At 56.3% G+C, this 19270-nt stretch carries 20 protein-coding genes; 15 read left to right on the plus strand and 5 right to left on the minus strand.

From position 1 onward, the window contains the following. Window positions 1-31 precede the first annotated feature (31 nt). The 9 genes from ACZ1HF_RS14420 to ACZ1HF_RS14460 all read left to right on the plus strand — a co-directional run bounded on the left by ACZ1HF_RS14420 (window position 32) and on the right by ACZ1HF_RS14460 (window position 7083). Window positions 32-1162, plus strand: coding sequence for a hypothetical protein (locus ACZ1HF_RS14420; RefSeq protein ID WP_472658162.1), 1131 nt, complete (start codon window positions 32-34; stop codon window positions 1160-1162). Window positions 1163-1219: 57 nt separating this feature from the next. After that, the gene (locus ACZ1HF_RS14425) at window positions 1220-3160 is read left to right on the plus strand and encodes an ATP-binding protein (protein ID WP_472658163.1); all 1941 of its coding nucleotides are present in this window, start codon (window positions 1220-1222) and stop codon (window positions 3158-3160) included. Beyond that, window positions 3157-3771 carry a hypothetical protein gene (locus tag ACZ1HF_RS14430; protein ID WP_472658164.1) on the plus strand — a complete coding sequence of 205 codons (615 nt, stop codon included), beginning with the start codon at window positions 3157-3159 and terminating at the stop codon, window positions 3769-3771. The genes ACZ1HF_RS14425 and ACZ1HF_RS14430 overlap by 4 nt, the downstream gene beginning before the upstream one ends. 126 nt (window positions 3772-3897) lie before the next feature. Next, entirely contained in the window at window positions 3898-4128 is a 231-nt protein-coding gene (locus tag ACZ1HF_RS14435; RefSeq protein WP_472658165.1) for a hypothetical protein, read from the plus strand. Further along, on the plus strand, window positions 4125-4448 hold the full coding sequence (locus ACZ1HF_RS14440; protein ID WP_472658166.1) for a hypothetical protein: 324 nt from the start codon (window positions 4125-4127) through the stop codon (window positions 4446-4448). The genes ACZ1HF_RS14435 and ACZ1HF_RS14440 overlap by 4 nt, the downstream gene beginning before the upstream one ends. Then, window positions 4445-4789: a hypothetical protein gene (locus ACZ1HF_RS14445; RefSeq protein WP_472658167.1), complete on the plus strand. Its 345-nt coding sequence runs from the start codon at window positions 4445-4447 to the stop codon at window positions 4787-4789. Before ACZ1HF_RS14440 ends, ACZ1HF_RS14445 begins: the two co-directional genes overlap by 4 nt. Next, on the plus strand, window positions 4786-6123 hold the full coding sequence (locus tag ACZ1HF_RS14450) for a DUF6638 family protein (RefSeq protein WP_472658168.1): 1338 nt from the start codon (window positions 4786-4788) through the stop codon (window positions 6121-6123). Before ACZ1HF_RS14445 ends, ACZ1HF_RS14450 begins: the two co-directional genes overlap by 4 nt. After that, window positions 6120-6389, plus strand: a complete 270-nt coding sequence (locus ACZ1HF_RS14455; protein WP_472658169.1) for a hypothetical protein — start codon at window positions 6120-6122, stop codon at window positions 6387-6389. Before ACZ1HF_RS14450 ends, ACZ1HF_RS14455 begins: the two co-directional genes overlap by 4 nt. A gap of 10 nt (window positions 6390-6399) precedes the next feature. Beyond that, window positions 6400-7083 (plus strand): DUF1523 family protein, encoded by a 684-nt coding sequence (locus tag ACZ1HF_RS14460; RefSeq protein ID WP_472658170.1) that lies wholly within the window; start codon window positions 6400-6402, stop codon window positions 7081-7083. Window positions 7084-7173: 90 nt separating this feature from the next. Here the strand turns inward: ACZ1HF_RS14460 and ACZ1HF_RS14465 are convergent, their stop codons facing one another. Together ACZ1HF_RS14465 and deoC are read right to left on the minus strand one after the other, a co-directional pair. After that, on the minus strand, window positions 7174-9480 hold the full coding sequence (locus tag ACZ1HF_RS14465) for an aldehyde dehydrogenase family protein (RefSeq protein ID WP_472658171.1): 2307 nt from the start codon (window positions 9478-9480) through the stop codon (window positions 7174-7176). Between the two features lie 17 nt (window positions 9481-9497). Beyond that, window positions 9498-10571 (minus strand): deoxyribose-phosphate aldolase, encoded by a 1074-nt coding sequence (deoC, locus tag ACZ1HF_RS14470; protein WP_472658172.1) that lies wholly within the window; start codon window positions 10569-10571, stop codon window positions 9498-9500. Between the two features lie 92 nt (window positions 10572-10663). On the opposite strand from deoC, the gene rpe reads away from it, so the two are divergent. From rpe to ACZ1HF_RS14490, 4 genes are all read left to right on the plus strand, one after another. After that, a complete protein-coding gene (rpe, locus tag ACZ1HF_RS14475; protein WP_472658173.1) occupies window positions 10664-11341 on the plus strand; it encodes a ribulose-phosphate 3-epimerase in 678 nt (225 codons plus the stop codon). Between the two features lies 1 nt (window position 11342). Next, on the plus strand, window positions 11343-12269 hold the full coding sequence (locus ACZ1HF_RS14480; protein WP_472658174.1) for an ABC transporter ATP-binding protein: 927 nt from the start codon (window positions 11343-11345) through the stop codon (window positions 12267-12269). After that, window positions 12266-13027 (plus strand): ABC transporter permease, encoded by a 762-nt coding sequence (locus tag ACZ1HF_RS14485; RefSeq protein WP_472658175.1) that lies wholly within the window; start codon window positions 12266-12268, stop codon window positions 13025-13027. Before ACZ1HF_RS14480 ends, ACZ1HF_RS14485 begins: the two co-directional genes overlap by 4 nt. 107 nt (window positions 13028-13134) lie before the next feature. Next, complete coding sequence (locus tag ACZ1HF_RS14490; protein WP_472658176.1) at window positions 13135-13575, plus strand: carboxymuconolactone decarboxylase family protein; 441 nt, start codon at window positions 13135-13137, stop codon at window positions 13573-13575. Between the two features lie 46 nt (window positions 13576-13621). Here ACZ1HF_RS14490 and ACZ1HF_RS14495 read toward each other — a convergent pair whose 3' ends face one another. Next, window positions 13622-14413, minus strand: coding sequence for a CE1 family esterase (locus ACZ1HF_RS14495; RefSeq protein WP_472658177.1), 792 nt, complete (start codon window positions 14411-14413; stop codon window positions 13622-13624). A gap of 131 nt (window positions 14414-14544) precedes the next feature. After that, on the minus strand, window positions 14545-15330 hold the full coding sequence (gene truA / locus ACZ1HF_RS14500) for a tRNA pseudouridine(38-40) synthase TruA (protein WP_472658178.1): 786 nt from the start codon (window positions 15328-15330) through the stop codon (window positions 14545-14547). Between the two features lie 100 nt (window positions 15331-15430). Here truA and ACZ1HF_RS14505 point away from each other — a divergent pair, with 100 nt between their 5' ends. Both ACZ1HF_RS14505 and ACZ1HF_RS14510 read left to right on the plus strand, forming a co-directional pair. Further along, window positions 15431-16846 carry a YcjX family GTP-binding protein gene (locus ACZ1HF_RS14505; protein ID WP_472658179.1) on the plus strand — a complete coding sequence of 472 codons (1416 nt, stop codon included), beginning with the start codon at window positions 15431-15433 and terminating at the stop codon, window positions 16844-16846. Further along, entirely contained in the window at window positions 16843-17841 is a 999-nt protein-coding gene (locus ACZ1HF_RS14510; protein ID WP_472658180.1) for a YcjF family protein, read from the plus strand. Before ACZ1HF_RS14505 ends, ACZ1HF_RS14510 begins: the two co-directional genes overlap by 4 nt. Before the next feature lie 81 nt (window positions 17842-17922). On the opposite strand, the gene ACZ1HF_RS14515 is transcribed toward ACZ1HF_RS14510, so the two are convergent. Continuing rightward, window positions 17923-19104, minus strand: coding sequence for an FAD-dependent oxidoreductase (locus ACZ1HF_RS14515; RefSeq protein ID WP_472658181.1), 1182 nt, complete (start codon window positions 19102-19104; stop codon window positions 17923-17925). Window positions 19105-19270 lie beyond the last annotated feature (166 nt).

Genomic DNA, 19270 nt, shown 5'->3' on the forward strand with positions numbered 1-19270 from the left:
GGAAAAATAGAATGGATACTCAAGAGTATTAATGACTGAATCTGTCGACCTTACCCAAGACCACGCTGGCTTGACTGATAATCAGGCCGCGCGGCGGTATTTTGCAAAGTTTGAGCGGATCACGGGCCATCTGGTGCGGGTGGCAGGTGAGATGGAGGCGGAGCGGACGTTCTCAAAGGCAGACGTCAATATCATCTCGGCCTATGTGCAGAATATCACGTATACGTTCCGGGCGCTGAGCCATAAATACTTGCTGACGGGCCGCGATACGGGGCAGTTCTTTGGGTCATTGTCGATTGATCGGGTCGAGAGCGGTTTTCCGGTGTTCTCGGAACTGATGAAGATGGCCAATGATGCGCAACAGGCGGAGCGGCATCTGGCCGGCATGCGCTCGGTCGATGCGCTGAAGGACGAGATGATCCGCGAGATTGTGGGCGAGCTGCAAATCCCCACGAAGCTACAATATGCGATGTCCCAACGGCTTTATTACGAGGCGTTGCGGGCGGGGTATCTGTTCTGGCCCACTAATGATGCGCAGGCGATCTGGACGGGCAATGAGGGCGCGCGCCGGTCCTATTTGCTGCATTGGGCGGTTTACGACAGCCAGCAAAATATCCCGACGATCTATCTAATGCATATTGAGGATTCTGGCGAGGTGGCCTTGCCGAAAGATGCGCGACGCTGGCCTGCGGCACAGGCGCATCTGAGCGCGCAAGGCTCGGCCGGGTTGAAGCTTTTGACGATTGCGCAGGGGTTTGACCGCGACTTTGACGACCTGCATCCCAAGCGGTTGCGGCGTATTCATCTGGGACCGATGTATTCATCGGCCTTTACCCGGCAATCCGGGCCGATCCGCGAGGTGCTGGAAGAGGCGCAAAGCGGGCCGGGTGAGGATTGGACGCTGGCGTGGACGGTCGAGGATTTACGCAGTGAGCGGGTGGAACTGGAGAAGAAGGGCTGGTTCAGCTCAGTCGAGCGGGAGATTTTCAAGCTTGACCCGTTTGCTGGCCGCGGGGCCGAGACCGGGGCGACCTCGATAGAGCGGTCGATCATTCTGCCGCAACGCCCGTTTCAGGTGCTGGCCGAAAAGCAGCCAGCAGGGTTTGCGAATGTGCGGAAATTCGTTGTCTCGCCAGCGGGGCGTGTTGTGAGCTACCGGTGATATGAGAATCCGATGCCTCCGGCGGGAGTATTTTTAAAACAATGATGAGGGTTTAACGTGAGCGTTTCAGCTGATTTGATGGAATTGAAGGAAGACGACATCCGCAAGCATTATATGCCAGCGGCAGAGATGCTGATGCAGCTTGACCATACACCACGGATTGCGCAGGCGCGGCTGTCTTTGCAAACGCCTGAGAAATCGCCCGATGTGGCGGCGACGCGGCGGCGGTTCCGTTCAACCACGCCCGGGCTTTTGACGCGTACTGCGGCACCTGCGTCTGGCGTGCGGATTTTGGACCGGATCGCCGAGAGCGATGATGACGATCCTTTGACATCACCTGCACAAGCTGCGGTGGCACATGCGTTGCGCCGCGCTTTGTCTATCGCTCTGGCGCTTGGTGAAACCTATTCGGATCAGACGCCACTGACAGAGCTGAAGCGGATCAATCTTGAGGGACGGTTGCCTACGGAGCGGTCGACCGAATTTACCGAGCTTTTAGCGGCTGAGTCCCTTGTAGCGCTTTATACGTTTGCCAATGCGACGTCCTATCTGTTGTCGTCCCATTCGACGGAAGCCAGTGTAGAAGTTGGCAGTGTTGATGAAGTTCTGACCGACAATGCACCTTTGGCTTTGCATGGCGCGATTTGGGAGTTGGATCAGAAGCTTGGTCAGTTTGCCACGGATGAGCCGCTTCTGATCGCCACGATGCTGGCGTTTTGTGAGCAGCTGATGGACAAGGTCGCGATGCGTGCAAGCACGGCAGGACGGCTGGAGGGGTTCAACAATGCCTCTTACCGGGTTGAGGAAGATGAACTGACGCTGAATGGCTTTACCCCGGCGCGCACGGCGAAGGGGTCGAAACTGACGATGACCTTCAAGAAGCCGAACGAGGTCGTCGGCAACCATATTGCCAAATATCAGGCTATGAAGCTCAGCAAGATGCTGATGGCCTATGATTTCGACCGAAAGCTGAACCCATTTGCGGAACTTGGCGGGTTTATCTTTACCTTCATGGGCGATGGCAAGCCGGGCACAGGGAAGACGACGCTTATTCAGATGATGGCGGGCCTGATCTCAGGCTATTGCGAGACGGCGGGCTATGCTTTTCGGTATCAGAACCTGTCGACGGATAATATCGACAGCTATCAGGGTAAATCCGGGCAGAACGCCAAGGCATTTATCAACAACGTGCTGGACCCGAACGTCATCGGGTTTGGGACAATCGACGACATTGACCAATTGGCGGGCAAACGCGGAGACCGGCAATCCAGCGCGGGCCAGCTAGAGATTACGGCGGTGCTGATGGAAAGCTTTGCCGGGGCCAATACAGTGGTGCGGGGCAACTGCACCTTTGGGATGTTCTCAAACTACCCTGAAAATGTGGATGATGCGCTGCGCCAACGGGCAGGGGCGCGGTTTTTGGTGGATGGGCCGATCACGCAGGATGATTACATCGACATCCTCTATCTTCTGATGGGCAAGAACCATGACATTCCCTTGGGCGATCACGAGGTGTTTGCCGCGCAAGAGATCAAGAAAGCCGTTGCAGCCTCATTCGATAGCCACGGGCGCCCCCATGAAGAGGGGCTGTTGCGCGTGTTCGATAAAGTGTCCTCGGACATTGGGGATTTGGATACGATCGCCAAAATGGGTGCCTATCTGAAGGGCATTCAGGAAGCCGATGAGCGGTTTACGGGGCGTGCGATCAAGAACATCACCGATGCGGTGAAGGTCCGCGCGATGGATTTCGAACTGCCTGATGAATGGATGGAAGAACCCGACCTGTTCCTGTTCAAACCCTACGATGAAAAGAAAGGTATGATCGAAGAACTGCGCCAGCCGATCACGGTCGACATGGTGCTGCAAGAAATCAACCGTTACGCGGATTCAGAGTTCCGCTATGCTGACAAGTCAGATGAAGTGGCGATTGATGCGATGGTGCGTGATTTTGGACGTCAGGAGATTGCTAAGAAGCGGTATTTGGAGGGGAAGGGGTGAGCGAGAGTATCGCCAATGCAATTAGTGCTTTAGGCAATATAATTGTAGCAGGTTCGGCTGTAGCCGCTGCTGTTGCCGCTTTTATGGGGTTAGATCGCTGGAAGAAGCAAAGCCAATGGGAACAAGATAGCAGTCATGCACGAAAATTATTACTAGCATTAAGAAATCGACAAGATGCATTTGATCACCTAAGAGCTCGCTTTGTGTCGGCAAGTGAGATGCAGGTTGCAGTAGATTTATTACCTAAGATTGAAGAGCTTCCATCCCAAGATTTTGCGTTCAATGCTGCAATTGATATGCGGATTAATAATATGGAAGATGGTCTAGCAGAGTTTTATACGCTGATAATCGAGAGTGACGTGATTTGGGATACAACCCTCGAACAGAATTTTAGACAGATGCGAAAGGTGGAGCAAGATGTATTCTTTGCCCATCGGGAATTAGAACGTCAACGTGGTTTCCCCGATGATTATGAACACAATTTGAAGGATAATGCGGATCATTATACAAAGACGGCTTTCGGTGATCCTGACGACGATATTGGTGTAAAGTATTGCCATCATTCCGAAGAAATACTGCAGACAGCCAAGAGCAAACTGGATCGTGTGTAAGTTGATTAGCTATAAATCCGTTCAGCAACATGGCCCCCTTCCCATGGGGAAGAGGGAGGGGACTGCACGTTCTTTGAATACGCTGGGGCTTGGAACTTCTGTTTGGCGCGGTGGGGGCATGGCCACATGACCAAAACGCTCGTCCTTATCGCGACGCTGATCGGTCCCGTCCTTCTGGCTTGGGGTGTTACCGGTTCGGTCTGCGGGTTTTCCACTCCGCGCGAAATCAACTGTTTTCATGCCAGTGACGGGTATTGGGAGGTCTTCGCCTCTTATGCGATTATGTTCTCTATCGCGACCTATGTTCCTGCGGTTTTGTTATATCTGATTGCCCGTAGTCGAGGGTCGTCTGCATGATTGCTCTTGCTCTCATATCCTGGGGTGTGCCAGCCATTGTGGGCATTCTGATGGGCTTCTGGCAGGCGAAGCGTCCGGCGCTGAGCGCGGCGGAATTTGGCAAGCACATGGTTATTGCGGGCCTGTTCACCGCTGTCATTTTGTTCTGTTACCATATGGTCTGGCTGGGCGCGCTGATGATGGCGGATGGCGGGGTGTCCCGGCTTGGGTCATGGGCGTGGTACTGGACAGCCTTGACCGCGATTGTCTGGCTGCCACTTATGGTCATTGCCTATATCATCCGCGCAATGCGGCTTAGATCACAAGGGCGCACATCATGAGCGACGCGATCACGCTGATAAATACGGGCCTGCCATTGGCAACGCTGAGCCTCATGGCGTTGATCTTGCCGCGTTGGCTGACGCCGAAAAGCACGTTGTCCCATGGCAAGGTGGTGCGAGCAATTGCGCTGAGCGCGCTCATTATCTTTGCAACGGGAATGGCCATTTTCATGGCCCTGCTGAATACCGCTGCTACCAGCTTGCAGGATCTTGCCTCACGCTCTGCCCTGACGGCGTTGGTTTGGGGCCCGCTTCTGGCGTTGTCATGGCTTGGGCTTGCTATTTCCGTCAACAGGAACCGCAGCGATCATATGATCGCAACAGAAGGGTCGCAGCCATGATGCGGTTGATCGAAAAAGGCCTGATGTTTGGCAATCTGTTCCATGTAGCCAGCCCTGCGCTGGTGCATCGCTATAACCGGGCGCTGAAACATTTGACCGGCAAGACCACGAAGCTGACGGATTTCCACATCGATATCTCGGGCTATGCCCCCGAAATTGGCGATGAACTGGATGATCCTCTTTATCTGAACCCAAACGGCTGCAACCGGCAGTTCATTTTGTTGAGCACGGAACAAAAAACTGCGCCGCTGCTGGAGGCGAAATTTTCCACATCGCGCGGTATCCTGCGCCAGTTTATCGAGGAAAACGAGGCGCAGCTTTTTGCACTGACGGCACGCGACGCCGTAGCCGGGGAGCTGGTGAATTCGGTTTATACGGTCTCGAAGGCGGCGCATTTGTTTGATATTCGCAAGATCAGTGTTGAGGCAGATACAACCGGCGGGCATGTGGCTGAAGCGGCCAAGTTTGGTGAGATGATCGAAGAATTTCGCACCCGCGATGATGGCTGGTGGGATGATGTGCTGATCGCCGATATGATCACGCTGGCCAAGAAAACCGGCGATGTGACCCGTGCGCCGATATCGCTGAACCGGACGGAATATCGACAGGAGAATTTCTGGACCTCGCATTTCGGCGGGCTCTATGTTTTCCGCGAGATGGAGCATCCGGCCGCGATTGCGCTGGACGCGGACAAGGTTGGCAAGCTGCCGATTGCGTTTCAGATGGGGTTTGAGGACCGTAACAAGATCGCTGCTTTCTTTGACTTAAATGATCTGGTGGAACCGATTGTCAAAGCGAAGGGTGTGAACTCGGTCGCTATTTTGCGCCAGAAGCTTGATTTCATCATTATTGATGTCGCGGCCACGATGGATGTCGATCTGACCGGGTTGCGCCGTCATGATCTGCGCGGGCTGGCGCGACGCTATGCCAGGCTGTTGCCGCCGGAGTTCCAAACGCTGAGCAAGCTGTTGCGCTGGGCCGAAGGGGGTGGGCCGTGGCCACGGATCAATTCGCAAGACCCGGCTTATTTCTACACGTTGCGCGCCAAGTCCCATAAGGACCGGGATTTGGTAAACATGCTATTGGCTGAACTATGCCCTTTGGATGTCCGCCAGCTGTTTATCTGTCACAAAGAGCTGTTCTATGCGGCCTATGCTGACTGGCCGGATCAGAAGAAAACTTATGTCGCGGATTTTCTGGACCGGGAATATGCAGTGGACAAGGCCGGTGCGCGCGAGGCATTGTTCGGCGGCGATGAGCCGATGGAGGAGCCCGCTCCACAGGATATCGTGGATATTGTCGGCCCATGGGGTGCAATCAGGAGGGGCAGATGATACTTGGAATTCTACGGCTGATGCTGTTTTCCTTTGTGCTGATGTTGGTGGTCTATTTCGTCCTGTCTGCCTGGTCTCGCTCGGTCAGGCGCGGCAAGCTGGGCGAGGAATGGGATGAAGAAAACCGCGAAGGTGATCGAGAGGCGTTCATTGAGCAAGGGTTGGCCGAGTATGATGGCTCTTTGCGGCGCAAGTTGATACTTGGGGTTTTCATCGTGCCCTATCTGGTGATCGGCTTGCTGGTCTATCTTGTGAACTATCAGTGAGGCTGAACTTATGATCTATGTGAAACGCGGCTTCATCTTCTGCATTTGGGCAGTGATCTTCGCTTTCCTGCACTACACATTGCCGCAACAGGATATTGCGCGCATCGTCGGGACAGAAGTACGGCGCATAGATTTCGGTGAGAACTCTATCTTCTGGGCCAGTCCTGATACCGGGCAGCAGGTCGGTGGCGTCAATCGGGATGTGCGTTTCATCAATGCTGTGCGCAAGCGGACTTATCTGTTGGGGATGATCCGGTCCGGTGAAGGTGTCATGGTCTACCGTAACGAGGATACGGGCATTGGCTGGCCGCCTTACTTCAAGCTCGACAGCTCAAACTTGCAGACCGAAGCGGATGATCTCAAAAGCAGCAAAGCTGATCCGCAATGGGTCGTGATCACCCATTATGGGTGGCGTAATGAGTGGTTTTCGATTTTCCCTAATGCCGTTGGCGTGCGCGCGATTGATGATCCGGACCGTTTTCTGATCCCGTGGATCAATATATTCCTTATAGTTATTCTGGCAGGTCTGGGTCTGGGATTATACCGTCTGAGCCAGTGGTTTCGCCGTGAAAAGATTGATCCCGTCATCGAAGATGCCGGCGAGGCATGGGATGCTGTAGACGGCTATACTGAAGAAAAACGCGGACGGTTGCGTGCCTGGCTTGATACATGGAAGGGCAAGCCCCGCAAGTAGCTGGTGCATGAAATGAATCCCGCTGCGGTGACGATCTTGCGCGCCGAATTCTGGGACGCGTAATTTTGGACCGATTAACAGCCCTTGGCGTCATTCCCCGTAAGGGACCCAGATGTTTTTTACGTCGGTTGCCTGTCCCAGCATGTCTTTCACTGTTCCGGGCGCGGGAGCAATCAGGGTGCGTTTCAGGTTTCCGGTTGAGGCGCGTTCGATCTCTGTCGCAAGAGGGGTCGAAGAAAAGGACCAGACTGCATCAACATCGTTATGCGCCGCCAGATGCGGGGCGAGCTCTTTGTGAGATCCGGTCAGGATGTTGACCACACCGGCGGGCAGGTCTGACGTCTCTAACACCTGATAGAAATCCGTCGCGGCCAGCGGAAACGGCTCTGATGCGCAGGCGATCATTCGATTGCCCATGGCGATGGCGGGGGCCACCACTTCAACCAGCCCCCATAGCGGTGTCGCATCCGGGCAAAGCCCGCCAATCACGCCCACCGGTTCCTTCATCGCCAAAGCAACCCCGCGGATCGGGACGCCATGGACCTGACCGTCGAACTTGTCAGCCCAGGCGGCATAGGTGAACAGGGTTTGCAAGGTGGCGTCTACCTCGGCCATGCCGGGTTTGCCGGTCATAGATTTGATCCGGGCGGCAAATTCATCTGCGCGTGCAGAGAGGTTTTCGGCGATATAGTACAAAATCTGCGCCCGCAGATGTCCCGTTGTCTTGGCCCAGCCTTTGGCCGTCTGAGCCGCTTCGACTGCGTTGCGAATGTCTTTGCGATTGGCCAATCCGGCCTCTCCCAAAGCGTCGCCTTTGGGGCCGTAGACCATGTGGGAATAGCCGCTGTCGGGGCGCGCCTGCTTGCCGCCGATATAAAGCTTCGCTGTACGGTCAATCGGATCGCCAAGAGCGCCTGTGCCGGTGAAAGCCGTCACAGGTTTGGCGGGCTTTACTGCCGCTTTCGGCTTGGTATAGGCCGCAAGCCCTTCCCAGCCGCCTTCGCGGCCAAAGCCGGATTCCCGAACGCCGCCGAACCCAGCCGCTGCGTCAAACAGGTTTGTGGCATTGACCCAGACAACCCCCGCCGCCAGCTTGGGCGCAATGTCGAGCGCAAGGTTCACATTCTCGGTCCACACGGTTGCGGCCAGACCATAGCGGGTGTCATTGGCCATCGTCACAGCCTCGTCGGGGGTGCGGAACGTGGTCGAGACCAGAACAGGCCCGAAAATCTCTTCCTGCATCAGATGGGACGACGTCGTCAGGCCAGTAATCAGGGTGGGTGGGTAGAAGCAGCCATCCGGGGCGGTTGTCTGATAGGTTTCGCCCTCGGAATTGCCGCCGACCAATTCTTTGATCGTCTCAAGCTGCACCGGGTCTACCACCGCACCGACATCGATGCATTTGTCCATCGGATCACCAATGCGCAGGCCATCCATGCGGCTGCGCAACTTGCGATAGAAGCGCTCGGCAATGCCTTCCTGCACCAAAAGGCGTGAGCCCGCGCAGCACACCTGACCCTGATTGAACCAGATTGCGTCGACCAGACCCTCGATAGCTGAATCAAGATCGGCATCGTCAAAAACGATATAAGGGGACTTGCCACCAAGCTCCAAAGTCAGGGATTTGCCGGTGCCAGCAGTGGTTTCGCGGATTTTGCGGCCCACCTCGGTCGAGCCGGTAAAGGCGATCTTGTCTACCTCAGCCGTAACGATCATCTCACCCACAGAGCCATCGCCGGTTACAATATTCACCACGCCTTTAGGCAGACCAACCTGCGCACAGATCTCGGCAAAGAGCAGCGCTGTCAGCGAGGTATATTCCGCTGGTTTCAGAACAACCGTATTGCCCATCGCCAGGGCTGGCGCGATTTTCCAAGCCAGCATGAGTAGCGGGAAGTTCCAAGGGATGATTTGCCCGCAGACCCCAAGCGGCGCACGGTCGGGCAGCTCAGACGCCATGAGCTGCGCCATGCCTGCGTGGTAGTAGAAATGCCGTTGGGCAAGGGGGATGTCGATGTCGCGCGCCTCGCGGATTGGTTTACCGTTGTCCAGTGTTTCCAACACTGCGAACAGGCGGGAATGCTTTTGCAAGGCGCGGGCCAGCGCATACAGGTATTTAGCCCGCTCAAACCCGCTCAGCTTTGCCCATTTAGGCTGCGCTTTGCGCGCAGCGGCGACGGCTGTATCCACATCCTTTTGCCGCCCCATCGTTATAGCCGCCAGCGTTTTGCCGGTTGCGGGGTTCTTCGTGTCAAACCCCTTGCCCGGCTTGGTAAATGCGCCGTCAATGAAATGGCCGAACTTGCGCCCATGTCCGTCAAGCCATGCATGGGCCTGTGCAGCGCTTTCGGGGGCGGGGCCGTAATCCATTGTTTCGAATATCTCTTTTATGGTCATGACTTATCCCTCAAGAATCAAGCGAGTGGATGGCGGTACGAGGCCGAATATGCACCGGTTACATGATGCTCTAGCTGCCGTTCTATGTCGTTGAGCAGGGATGACGCGCCAAAGCGGAACAGGTCTGGCTGGCACCAGCGCACCCCAAGTTCGTCCTTCATAAGCGCAAGATAGATGATGGCGTCTTTCGCCTTGGAAATGCCGCCTGCCGGTTTGTACCCCACATGAAAGCCGGTCGCGTCGAAATAGTCGCGGATGGCACGTATCATCACCAGCGAGACCGGCAGGGTCGCATTGACTGCCTCTTTCCCGGTCGAGGTCTTGATGAAATCCGCCCCCGCCATCATGCAGATCAGCGAAGCGTGAGCGACGTTGCGCAGTGACCCAAGCTCCCCTGTTGCAAGGATCGCCTTCACATGAGCGTTGCCACAGGCCGCACGGAAGGCGCGCATTTCGTCATACAGCGCTTGCCAGTTCTGGGTCAGCACATGGCGGCGAGAAATGACGATGTCGATTTCTTTTGCACCTGTTTTCACGCTTTCCTCGATCTCGGCCACGCGCAGATGGAACGGCGACAGGCCTGCTGGAAATCCGGTAGATACGGCAGCGACAGGGATGCCAGAGCCTTCCAAGGCTTCAACTGCGGGCGCAATCATGTCGTGATAGACGCAGACCGCGCCGGTGGTGATCCCCTCAACACCCAGTTTTTCCAGAATGTCTGCCCGCACGGGTTGGCGCGCTTTGGCGCAAAGCCTGCGGACCCGGCCTGCTGTATCGTCGCCTGACAGAGTCGTCAGATCGATGCAGGTCACGGCCTTCAGCAGCCATGCCGCCTGATGCGCTTTCTTGACGGATCTGCGTCCGGGCAAAGACGCCGCGCGCCGCTCAATCGCAGAGGTATTCGCCTGCACCCGCGCGACCCAGTCCAGATCAAGGGGCATACCGGGATTGCGCGGCAGATGAACCTGCGGCAATTGCGCAGGTGCGGCTTTAACGTGTTTCTGCGTGGCCAGTTTCAAGAAAAACCTCACCTGTGTGGAAGACAAAACCGTGCCACGCACAGGCGTCAGTTGCAAGGTGAGGAAAGCCATTGGCTGCGGTCTGTCAGTATTCTTGGTTATCCAGTCTTGCCCGTACCGGCCTATCGGGGATAGGGAAGGGTATCCACCAAAGGACCCTTACCATGACCTTCGATCGATCCATAAAAATCGCCCCCTCCATCCTGTCCGCTGACTTCGCCAATTTTGGCAAGGAATGCGAAGCAATTGAGGCGCAAGGGGCGGATTGGGTTCATGTGGACGTGATGGACGGGCATTTCGTGCCCAACATCACCTTCGGGCCTGAGACCTGCAAGGCGATCCGTCCCCATATCAAAGGGGTCATGGACGTGCATCTGATGATTGCACCTGTGGATGCGTATATCGAAGCCTTTGCACAAGCCGGTGCTGACATCATCACCGCCCATGCAGAGGCCGGCCCGCATATCCACCGCACGCTGCAAGCCATTCGTGGGGCCGGAGCCAAAGCCGGTGTTGCCTTGAATCCCGGCACCCCTGCGGGCCATGTAGAGCACCTGCTGGATATGGTCGATCTGATCTGTGTGATGACCGTTAACCCGGGCTTTGGGGGGCAGAAATTTATCCACTCCCAGATTGCGAAGGTCGAAAAACTTCGGGCTATGATCGGTGATCGCCCTATCCATATCGAGATTGATGGGGGTGTTACCCCTGAGACTGCGCCTTTGGTGACAAAGGCAGGTGCTGATGTGCTGGTTGCAGGCTCTGCCGTTTTCAAAGGCGGTTCGGTCGAGGCCCCGGATGTATACGGTGCAAATATGCGCGCCATTCGGGATGCGTGCTGATATGGCGCCCATCGTTGCTGTCAGAGATTTGGCCAAAACCTATGAGGGCGGATTTGAGGCGCTGAAAGGCGTCTCGCTTGAGATTGAACAGGGCGAAATCCTTGCCCTTTTGGGGCCGAATGGCGCTGGAAAAACGACGCTGATCTCGGTCATCTGTGGCATGGTCAACCCGTCTTCGGGTAGTGTTTCGGTTGGTGGGCATGACATCATCACTGATTTTCGCGAGGCTCGCCGTCTGATCGGGTTGGTCCCACAGGAAATCACGCTTGAGCCGTTCGAAAAGGTTATCAACACGGTTCGCTTCACGCGTGGCCTGTTCGGTAAGTCGCCTGATCCTGCCTATCTGGAAAAAGTGCTTCGTCAATTGTCACTGTGGGACAAGAAAGATGCCCGCATCCGGGAATTGTCCGGCGGCATGAAACGTCGCGTGCTGATCGCAAAGGCACTTAGTCACGAACCGCGCATTCTGTTTCTGGATGAGCCGACCGCCGGAGTGGATGTCGAATTGCGCAAGGACATGTGGCAAGTGGTACGTGGCCTTCAGGACGATGGGGTTACGATCATTCTAACGACCCACTACATCGAAGAGGCCGAGGCTATTGCCGACAGGGTTGGCGTGATCAATGGCGGGGAAATCCTGCTGGTCAAGGAGAAGCAGGCGCTGATGGCGCAGATGGGTCAGAAAGAGCTGCGGATCGAGCTTCAAAGCCCGCTTATGGCCATCCCGGAGGCGCTGTCTGACTATAATCTGAAGCTGGCCGAGAATGACAAGATTTTGATTTATACCTACGACACCAGCGCTGAGAGGACTGGCATCACCAAGTTGCTGGGCGACATTGCTGCGGCAGGTTTGGTCCTGAAGGATGTCTCGACGCGGCAATCCTCGCTTGAGGATATTTTTGTAGGTCTTGTGGGGGATGCCGCATGAACTGGCAGGCAATCAAGTCTATCTATATCTTTGAGATGGCGCGGTTTTTCCGGACGCTGACCCAAAGCTTCATCTCGCCGGTGATCTCGACTTCGCTTTACTTTGTGGTGTTCGGTGCCGCCATCGGCAGCCGTATTGAGCAGGTCGAAGGCGTCAGCTATGGCGCGTTCATTGTGCCGGGGCTGATCATGTTGTCGGTCATGACGCAGGCCACATCGAACGCGTCTTTCGGTATCTATTTCCCGAAATTCATTGGCACGATTTATGAGCTGCTCTCTGCCCCGATCAGCTTTTTCGAGATTGTCATCGGTTATGTTGGTGCGGCGGCGACCAAGGCGTTGTTTATCGGTGTGATCATCCTTGCCACAGCGCATCTGTTTGTTGATCTCAGCATTGTCCATCCGGTGGCGATGCTGGCCTTTCTGGTCATGACGTGCCTCAGCTTTGCCTTGCTGGGGTTTATCATTGGGCTGTGGGCGCAGAATTTCGAGCAATTACAGCTGATCCCGCTTCTGGTCATCACGCCACTGGTGTTTTTGGGCGGTAGCTTTTATTCCATCTCGATGCTGCCCGGGGCATGGCAGACCGTGGCGATGTTCAACCCGGTGGTCTATCTGGTCTCAGGTTTCCGCTGGTCTTTTTTCGGAGTATCCGACGTGCCAATTGGAGTCAGCTTGCTGGCTATTGGTCTGTTCACAGCCGTCTGCATAGGTGTCATCGCGTGGATATTCAGGACGGGATATAGGTTGAAGCCGTAGAGCGCTTGATCTTACGTATCGCATATAATGCGCGGCTGTTTCTATAATCTTTAATGTCGAGCAGACTTTTCTATTATGTAGATAGCAACATACTCGGAGCCCCCGCAATGACCGAACGCCTAAACTATGTCGCTATAAATGGTCCAGCAATCAAAAGTATGTTGGCATCCAAAGAGCATATGGATTCTATCGATAATCAGTTGCGCGCAATGATTGAATTGAGGGTTTCTCAGATAAATGGTTGTGTCTACTGTGTCGATTTGCATTCAGTTCAGGCAAGGGCTGCTGGTGAAACGCAGCAACGACTTGATTGTCTTGCTGTTTGGCGCGAATGTCGTTTCTTCGAGGAAAGCGAACGAGCTGCTCTTGCATGGGCCGAAGCTATAACATGCCTTCCCGAAAACGGTGCTCCGGCTGAACTGTTTGAGACGTTAAAGCTTCATTATTCGGATCAGCAGATCGTCGATCTGACGCTGATTATTTCTCAGATGAATGCTTGGAACAGGGTTGCCGTGGGCTTTGGCCATTTGCCTGACAAGCGCGAATAGATGCCGACGCTTTATGGCTTACCTGCAACCAGACGCTCCGCGACTGTTAGCTTCGCGGCAAAACCTCATCCAGTTGTTGGGCCAGCCAGCCGCGTGGAATGAAGTGGCCGCGTTCATGCAGGTCAAGCGTTACGCTGACACCGGTGTCGCAAGTGGCCCAGATGGTGCGATTGAACTTGTCCTTTTCTGTCGTTGCATAGGCATTGGTGCCGGTTGGTGTCGCACACCCCATCCGGGCTCGCCATAAGGCCACCGGATAAGTTGTGTCGCCCCCCGGACCCATTGGGAAATCCATCACATTGTCTTTCTTACCATGCACATGGCGGACCTCTTGCGGATGCGTATCGCAGTTTTCGTCCTGATTGATCGAGCCAGAGACGGCCAGAAGCGCCTTCACCTTTGCACCACGTTCGCAAACGAAGCGCCACGCCATGGCCGAGCCGTAGGAATAGCCCGATACGATGATGTTATTTGTATCGATCGGATAATGCTTTGCCGCGTCTTGCAGAACCTGATCCGCAAACTCCACATCCGACGTACCACTGCGCCAGAAATCCCAAGTTTTGCCAAGGCCGTTCGGGGCCAGTAACAATACACCGCGTGGGTCTGTCGCGCCGGCAATGCGTTTGTGTTTGACCACCAGCGTTCCTTGCCGTCCCCAGCCGTGGAAATGCAGCATAACGGGCATCGGTGTCACGCCATCCCAATTCTCGGGCACCTTCACGTGATAAGACCTGTCCCCCAGAACACATGGGGTCTGATCCTGGCAGGTCTGATCCGCCGAGACGTGCAGGGGTAGGAAGGCCAGCAAAGTTGCAAAACAAACGAGAAGGCGCATCGCGGTCTCCGAACAAAAGACATTTTCGTCAGTTTAGCTGAGGACTTCTTAAAAAGCAGATCAAAAGCATGTTAGAATACGTTAGAAATTTATTTTTTAGGTGGTCGTCTTTCAAAGGCCCCTGCAAACCGTCAGAGCCCTGCTGCGGTCTTAGCAAATGGATCTTCCGGATAACCAACCTCTGCCAGATATAGCCCTTGCGGCGGACAAACGGGGCCGCAGGCCGCGCGGTCGCAAGCCTCTCGTGCGTGCTTCATATCATTGGGATGCCAGCTGCCTGCGCCTACTCGCTCCAGAGAGCCCACAAAGCTGCGGACCTGATTATGCAGAAATGACCGCGCCCGCAGGTGGAAGCGGAATTCGGCACCGTAAGCTACGTCCAGCCGTTCGATCCGCAGCTCATCCAGCGTCTTTACTGGCGACTTTGCCTGACACATGGTCGACCGGAAGGTGGTGAAATCATGATTGCCGATCAGATGCGCGGCGGCTTCGCGCATCGGCTCAAGGTCCAGCATATGATTGATCTGCCAGACGAGACCTGCCTCATGGGTTGCGGGGGCGCGACGGCAGAGAAGGCGAAACAGGTAGCGCCGCTCGGTCGCTGAAAACCGGGCGTGCCAGTCATCTGCTACGCGCACCGCCTGCAATATCGCCACGGGGGCTGGTTTCAGATGATAGTTCAGCGCCTCGGATAATCGGAAGGCATCCCAGTCCTTTGCCATGTCGCAATGAGCCACTTGTGCCAAAGCATGCACGCCTGCATCTGTGCGCCCAGCCGCAGCGATACCGGGGCAGTCAGGTTCCAGCTTGCGGAGCGCGGCTTCCACAGCTCCCTGAACGGATGGCGCATTGTCCTGCCGTTGCCACCCGGCAAAAGGCGTGCCGTTATATTCAATTCTCAAGGCATATCTGGGCATTTTGACCGAATAGCCTTTGCGGCTGAGGCTGCCAAGCCCCTTCCCCCTACACAGATCGCCCTGTGCGGCCTATGTATAGGCGGCGACAAAAGGAATTCACGTGATACTTCATGACATTGCAGAGGGGTTGGGCCGCGGCATCGAAGGTGTCACCTCGACATTTACTGGTGCGTTTGAGCCGACAATCCGTTTGGGTGTTACGGGTCTGAGCCGCGCGGGTAAGACGGTGTTCATTACGTCACTGATCGCCAATCTGATGAACCGGGACCGGATGCCGCAACTGACCGCTGCGGCCAAGGGTGCTATTCAAGCCGCCTATCTGCAACCGCAGCCCGACGATACGATCCCGCGATTTGATTACGAAACTCACCTGGCTGCGATGACTGGCGCTGATCCGGTTTGGCCCAACTCGACCCGCACTATTTCGGAGCTGCGCCTTTCATTGCGGGTGCAGCCGACGGGCTTGCTCGGCAGCTTCTCTGGGCCGCGCGTTGTGCATCTGGATATCGTTGACTACCCCGGCGAATGGTTGCTGGATCTGGGCCTGCTAGAGAAATCCTTCGCTGACTGGTCTGATGAAAGCCTTGCCCGTGCCAAACCCCGCGAGGATGCGAAAGACTACCTGACGCTGGTTGCGGCGACTGATCCTGCTGCCAAGCTGGATGAGCCGCAAGCACAGGCGCTTGCAGCAGCTTATACGGCCTATTTGGCAGCGATCAGGGCAGCAGGTCTCAGCGACTATACCCCCGGCCGGTTCCTGCTGCCGGGCGATATGGAAGGATCGCCTGCTGTGACCTTCGCACCTTTGCCGCGCCCTGAATCCACGCCGCGCAACAGCTTGTATCGGGAATTTGAACGCCGGTATGAGGCCTATAAATCCAAGGTGGTCAAGCCGTTCTTCCGGGACCATTTCGCTCGCATTGACCGCCAGATCGTGCTGGTCGATGCACTGGGCGCCATCCATGCAGGCCCACAAGCGGTAGATGATCTGCGCCGTGCCATGGCCGATATTCTGGGTGCCTTCCGCCCCGGCCCCAATGCGTGGCTGTCGCAAATCCTATTTGGCAAGCGTGTCGAGAAAATTCTGTTTGCAGCCACCAAAGCGGACCACCTGCACCATGCGCAACATGGAAAACTGACCGCGATTATGGATGCGCTTCTACGCGAGGCCCGTGACCGCGCCGACTTTGCCGGGGCACAGACGGCTGCGATGTCTATTGCTGCTCTGCGCACAACGGTCGAAGACACGATCGATCATGGTGGCGAAAAGCTTGACGTGGTGCGGGGGCGCTTGCTGGAGACTGGCAAGCACGCGGCGTTCTTTCCCGGCCATTTGCCATCTAATCCGGCCCAACTGCTCTGCCGTGCGCGTGACGGTCAGACTGCGTGGCTTGATGCGGATTATTCGATTATGTCTTTTGCTCCGGCCCGGCAAGAGTTGAAACCGGGTGAAGGTCCACCTCACATCAGGCTGGACAAGGCCACAGAATTCCTGATTGGAGATCGCTTGAGATGACCCAGAAATCCACAGGTCCGGTCTTGATCGAGCTGGACGAGGGGCAGGCCGAAACACCGGCCACCGCACCCCCAGTTCCCGATGCGGACCTACCCGTGCCAACGGGCCGCGCAATGCAAACGCTTGCTACATTGGCGACGCGCCGGTCGTCGGGATTGACGCGGTTCTTCTGGTCATCGCTGCTGGCGCTGGTCAGTTTCGCGGCATCTGTTGCCGCGTGGGAGTTCGTCACGGGGCTGATCGAGCGCAGCCCTATCCTTGGTTGGACCGCCACTGTGCTGACCGGGCTATTCGTTCTGGCGTTACTTCTGATCGCCGGGCGGGAATGGTTGGCGCTTGGCCGCCTGAAACGGATTGACGGTCTGCGGACGCAGGCCGATGCGGCACTGTCCACAGGTGATTTGAAAGCTGCGCGTGCAGTCAGTGACCGGCTGCTAAGTCTCTATGCAAACCGCGCAGATCTTGCCGCTGCCCGTAGCGCCATGGCGGCCCGTGCCAGCGACAGCTTCGATGCGGATGCAGCACTTGGGCTGGCTGAGCAACATTTGCTGGGGCCGCTTGATGCACTGGCCCGCCTTGAGGTTGAAGCCGCTGCCCGTCAGGTTGCTACCGTTACCGCGATTGTACCACTGGCTTTGGCTGATCTGGTGGTCGCGCTGACCTCGAACCTGCGGATGATCCGCCGCATCGCTGAAATCTATGGTGGTCGATCCGGCACATTGGGAAGCTGGCGTTTGACCCGTGCTGTGCTGACCCATCTGGTGGCAACAGGTGCTGTCGCCGTAGGCGACGACCTGATCGGCTCTATCGCCGGGGGTGGTGTTCTGGCCAAGGTGTCGCGCCGTTTTGGCGAGGGTGTGATCAACGGTGCCTTAACCGCGCGGGTGGGTGTGGCCGCTATCGAAGTCTGCCGCCCGCTGCCGTTTGTTACCGAGAAACGCCCCTCCGTAACTGGGCTGGTGAAACGCGCGCTAACCGGGTTATTTCCGGGTTAGGATATGATCACTCGCTTTGCGAATAGTGACTTTGCTTATCTGATGCTGACTGGTGCTGAACAGGCCCCATCAAACCTGCCCTTACCGTGATAACGAAGCGAGCGGGGGCAGCATGTCTCCGCAGACCAAGCGGGTCAGCAGGCGAGGAACAGGCGGGATTTGGGAGATCGGGAAGATCAGCCGATCCCGCAGTATCGGCAACACATGGCTGTCGGATTGATATTGTGGTGTAAAGGCCCAGCTCATCGCCTGATAGATGCGCACATGCCAACGCCGGGCCTGCGCGTAGATTGGCAAGGCGTCCTCCACAGGATAGTTTTTCAAAGCCTCGGCCAAGGCATGGGCGTCAAGCAGGGCCATATTGGCCCCTTGCCCCAATTGTGGGCTGGCTTTGTGGGCAGCGTCACCGATAACCGCCAGCCGGTTGCCGTAAGGTTTGCGCAAGGTGGCATGAGCGTAGCGTGCCATGGTCATCTGGTCATGTTGTGTCACCGTTTGCAAGAATGGGGCAAAGGCAGGCCAGAGCGTTGTTGCCTCGGCCTTCCATATTTCTAAAGGTGCGGCGCGCCATGCATCAAAGCTGTCAGCTGGCAGTGACCAGAAGATGGCGGCCTGCGGGGCGTCATCGCCTGGCAGCGTTCCGATGGGCAGGGTGCCAATCATACGGTCTGCCTTGCGATAGGTTTGGCTGAGCTGATCTTTGGGCAGGCTGGTTTCGGGCCACGGCACCGTGCCCCAGATCGCGCCATAGGGCAGGGCACGGGTGCGGATCGGGGTCAGGGGTGATTTAGCGCCGCATGCATCTATCACTAAATCGAAGGGACCAGCGACGGTGCCATTTTCAAAGGTGATCCGGCCTGCATTCGCGCTTGCGACAGGATGGTCCGAGACCAGCGTTACCCCTGCTGCAATCGCTGCGTTGAAAATCGCATCGAACAGGCTGGCGCGGTGGATTGCCAATCCAAACCGCTGCCCATCGTCTTTACAGTCATACCAGACGTCCAGAACCCGGCGGCCGCTATCAGCTTCATGTCCCAGCATGCGTCTGATGCGGTTGCCCTTGGCCTGTGCAGCGTCGCCTGCGCCGATAGCGTCCAGCACTGCTTGACCGACTGGTTGTATCACAAGGCCAGAGCCCACAGGTTGCGGTGACGCAAACTGATCAAAGACCTGCACGCGATGCCCTTGCGCTGCCAGAAGCGCGCCAGCAGTCAATCCGCCAATGCCAGCCCCAGCGATGCCTATGTGTAGTCTCTGTCTCATTCCGACCCGCATATACACGACGGGTGCGATTTTCATATGGGTTTTCGCAAGCTCTGGACCCTTTGATATAGTAGGGCTATAAGCCGACCCATGAACCATGTTCTGGTGATCATCATTCGAATTATATCCCCGGCGCTCTGATATATGAGACGCCGGGCAAAGGTGT

This window comes from Litoreibacter sp. GN1-5 (assembly GCF_055693805.1).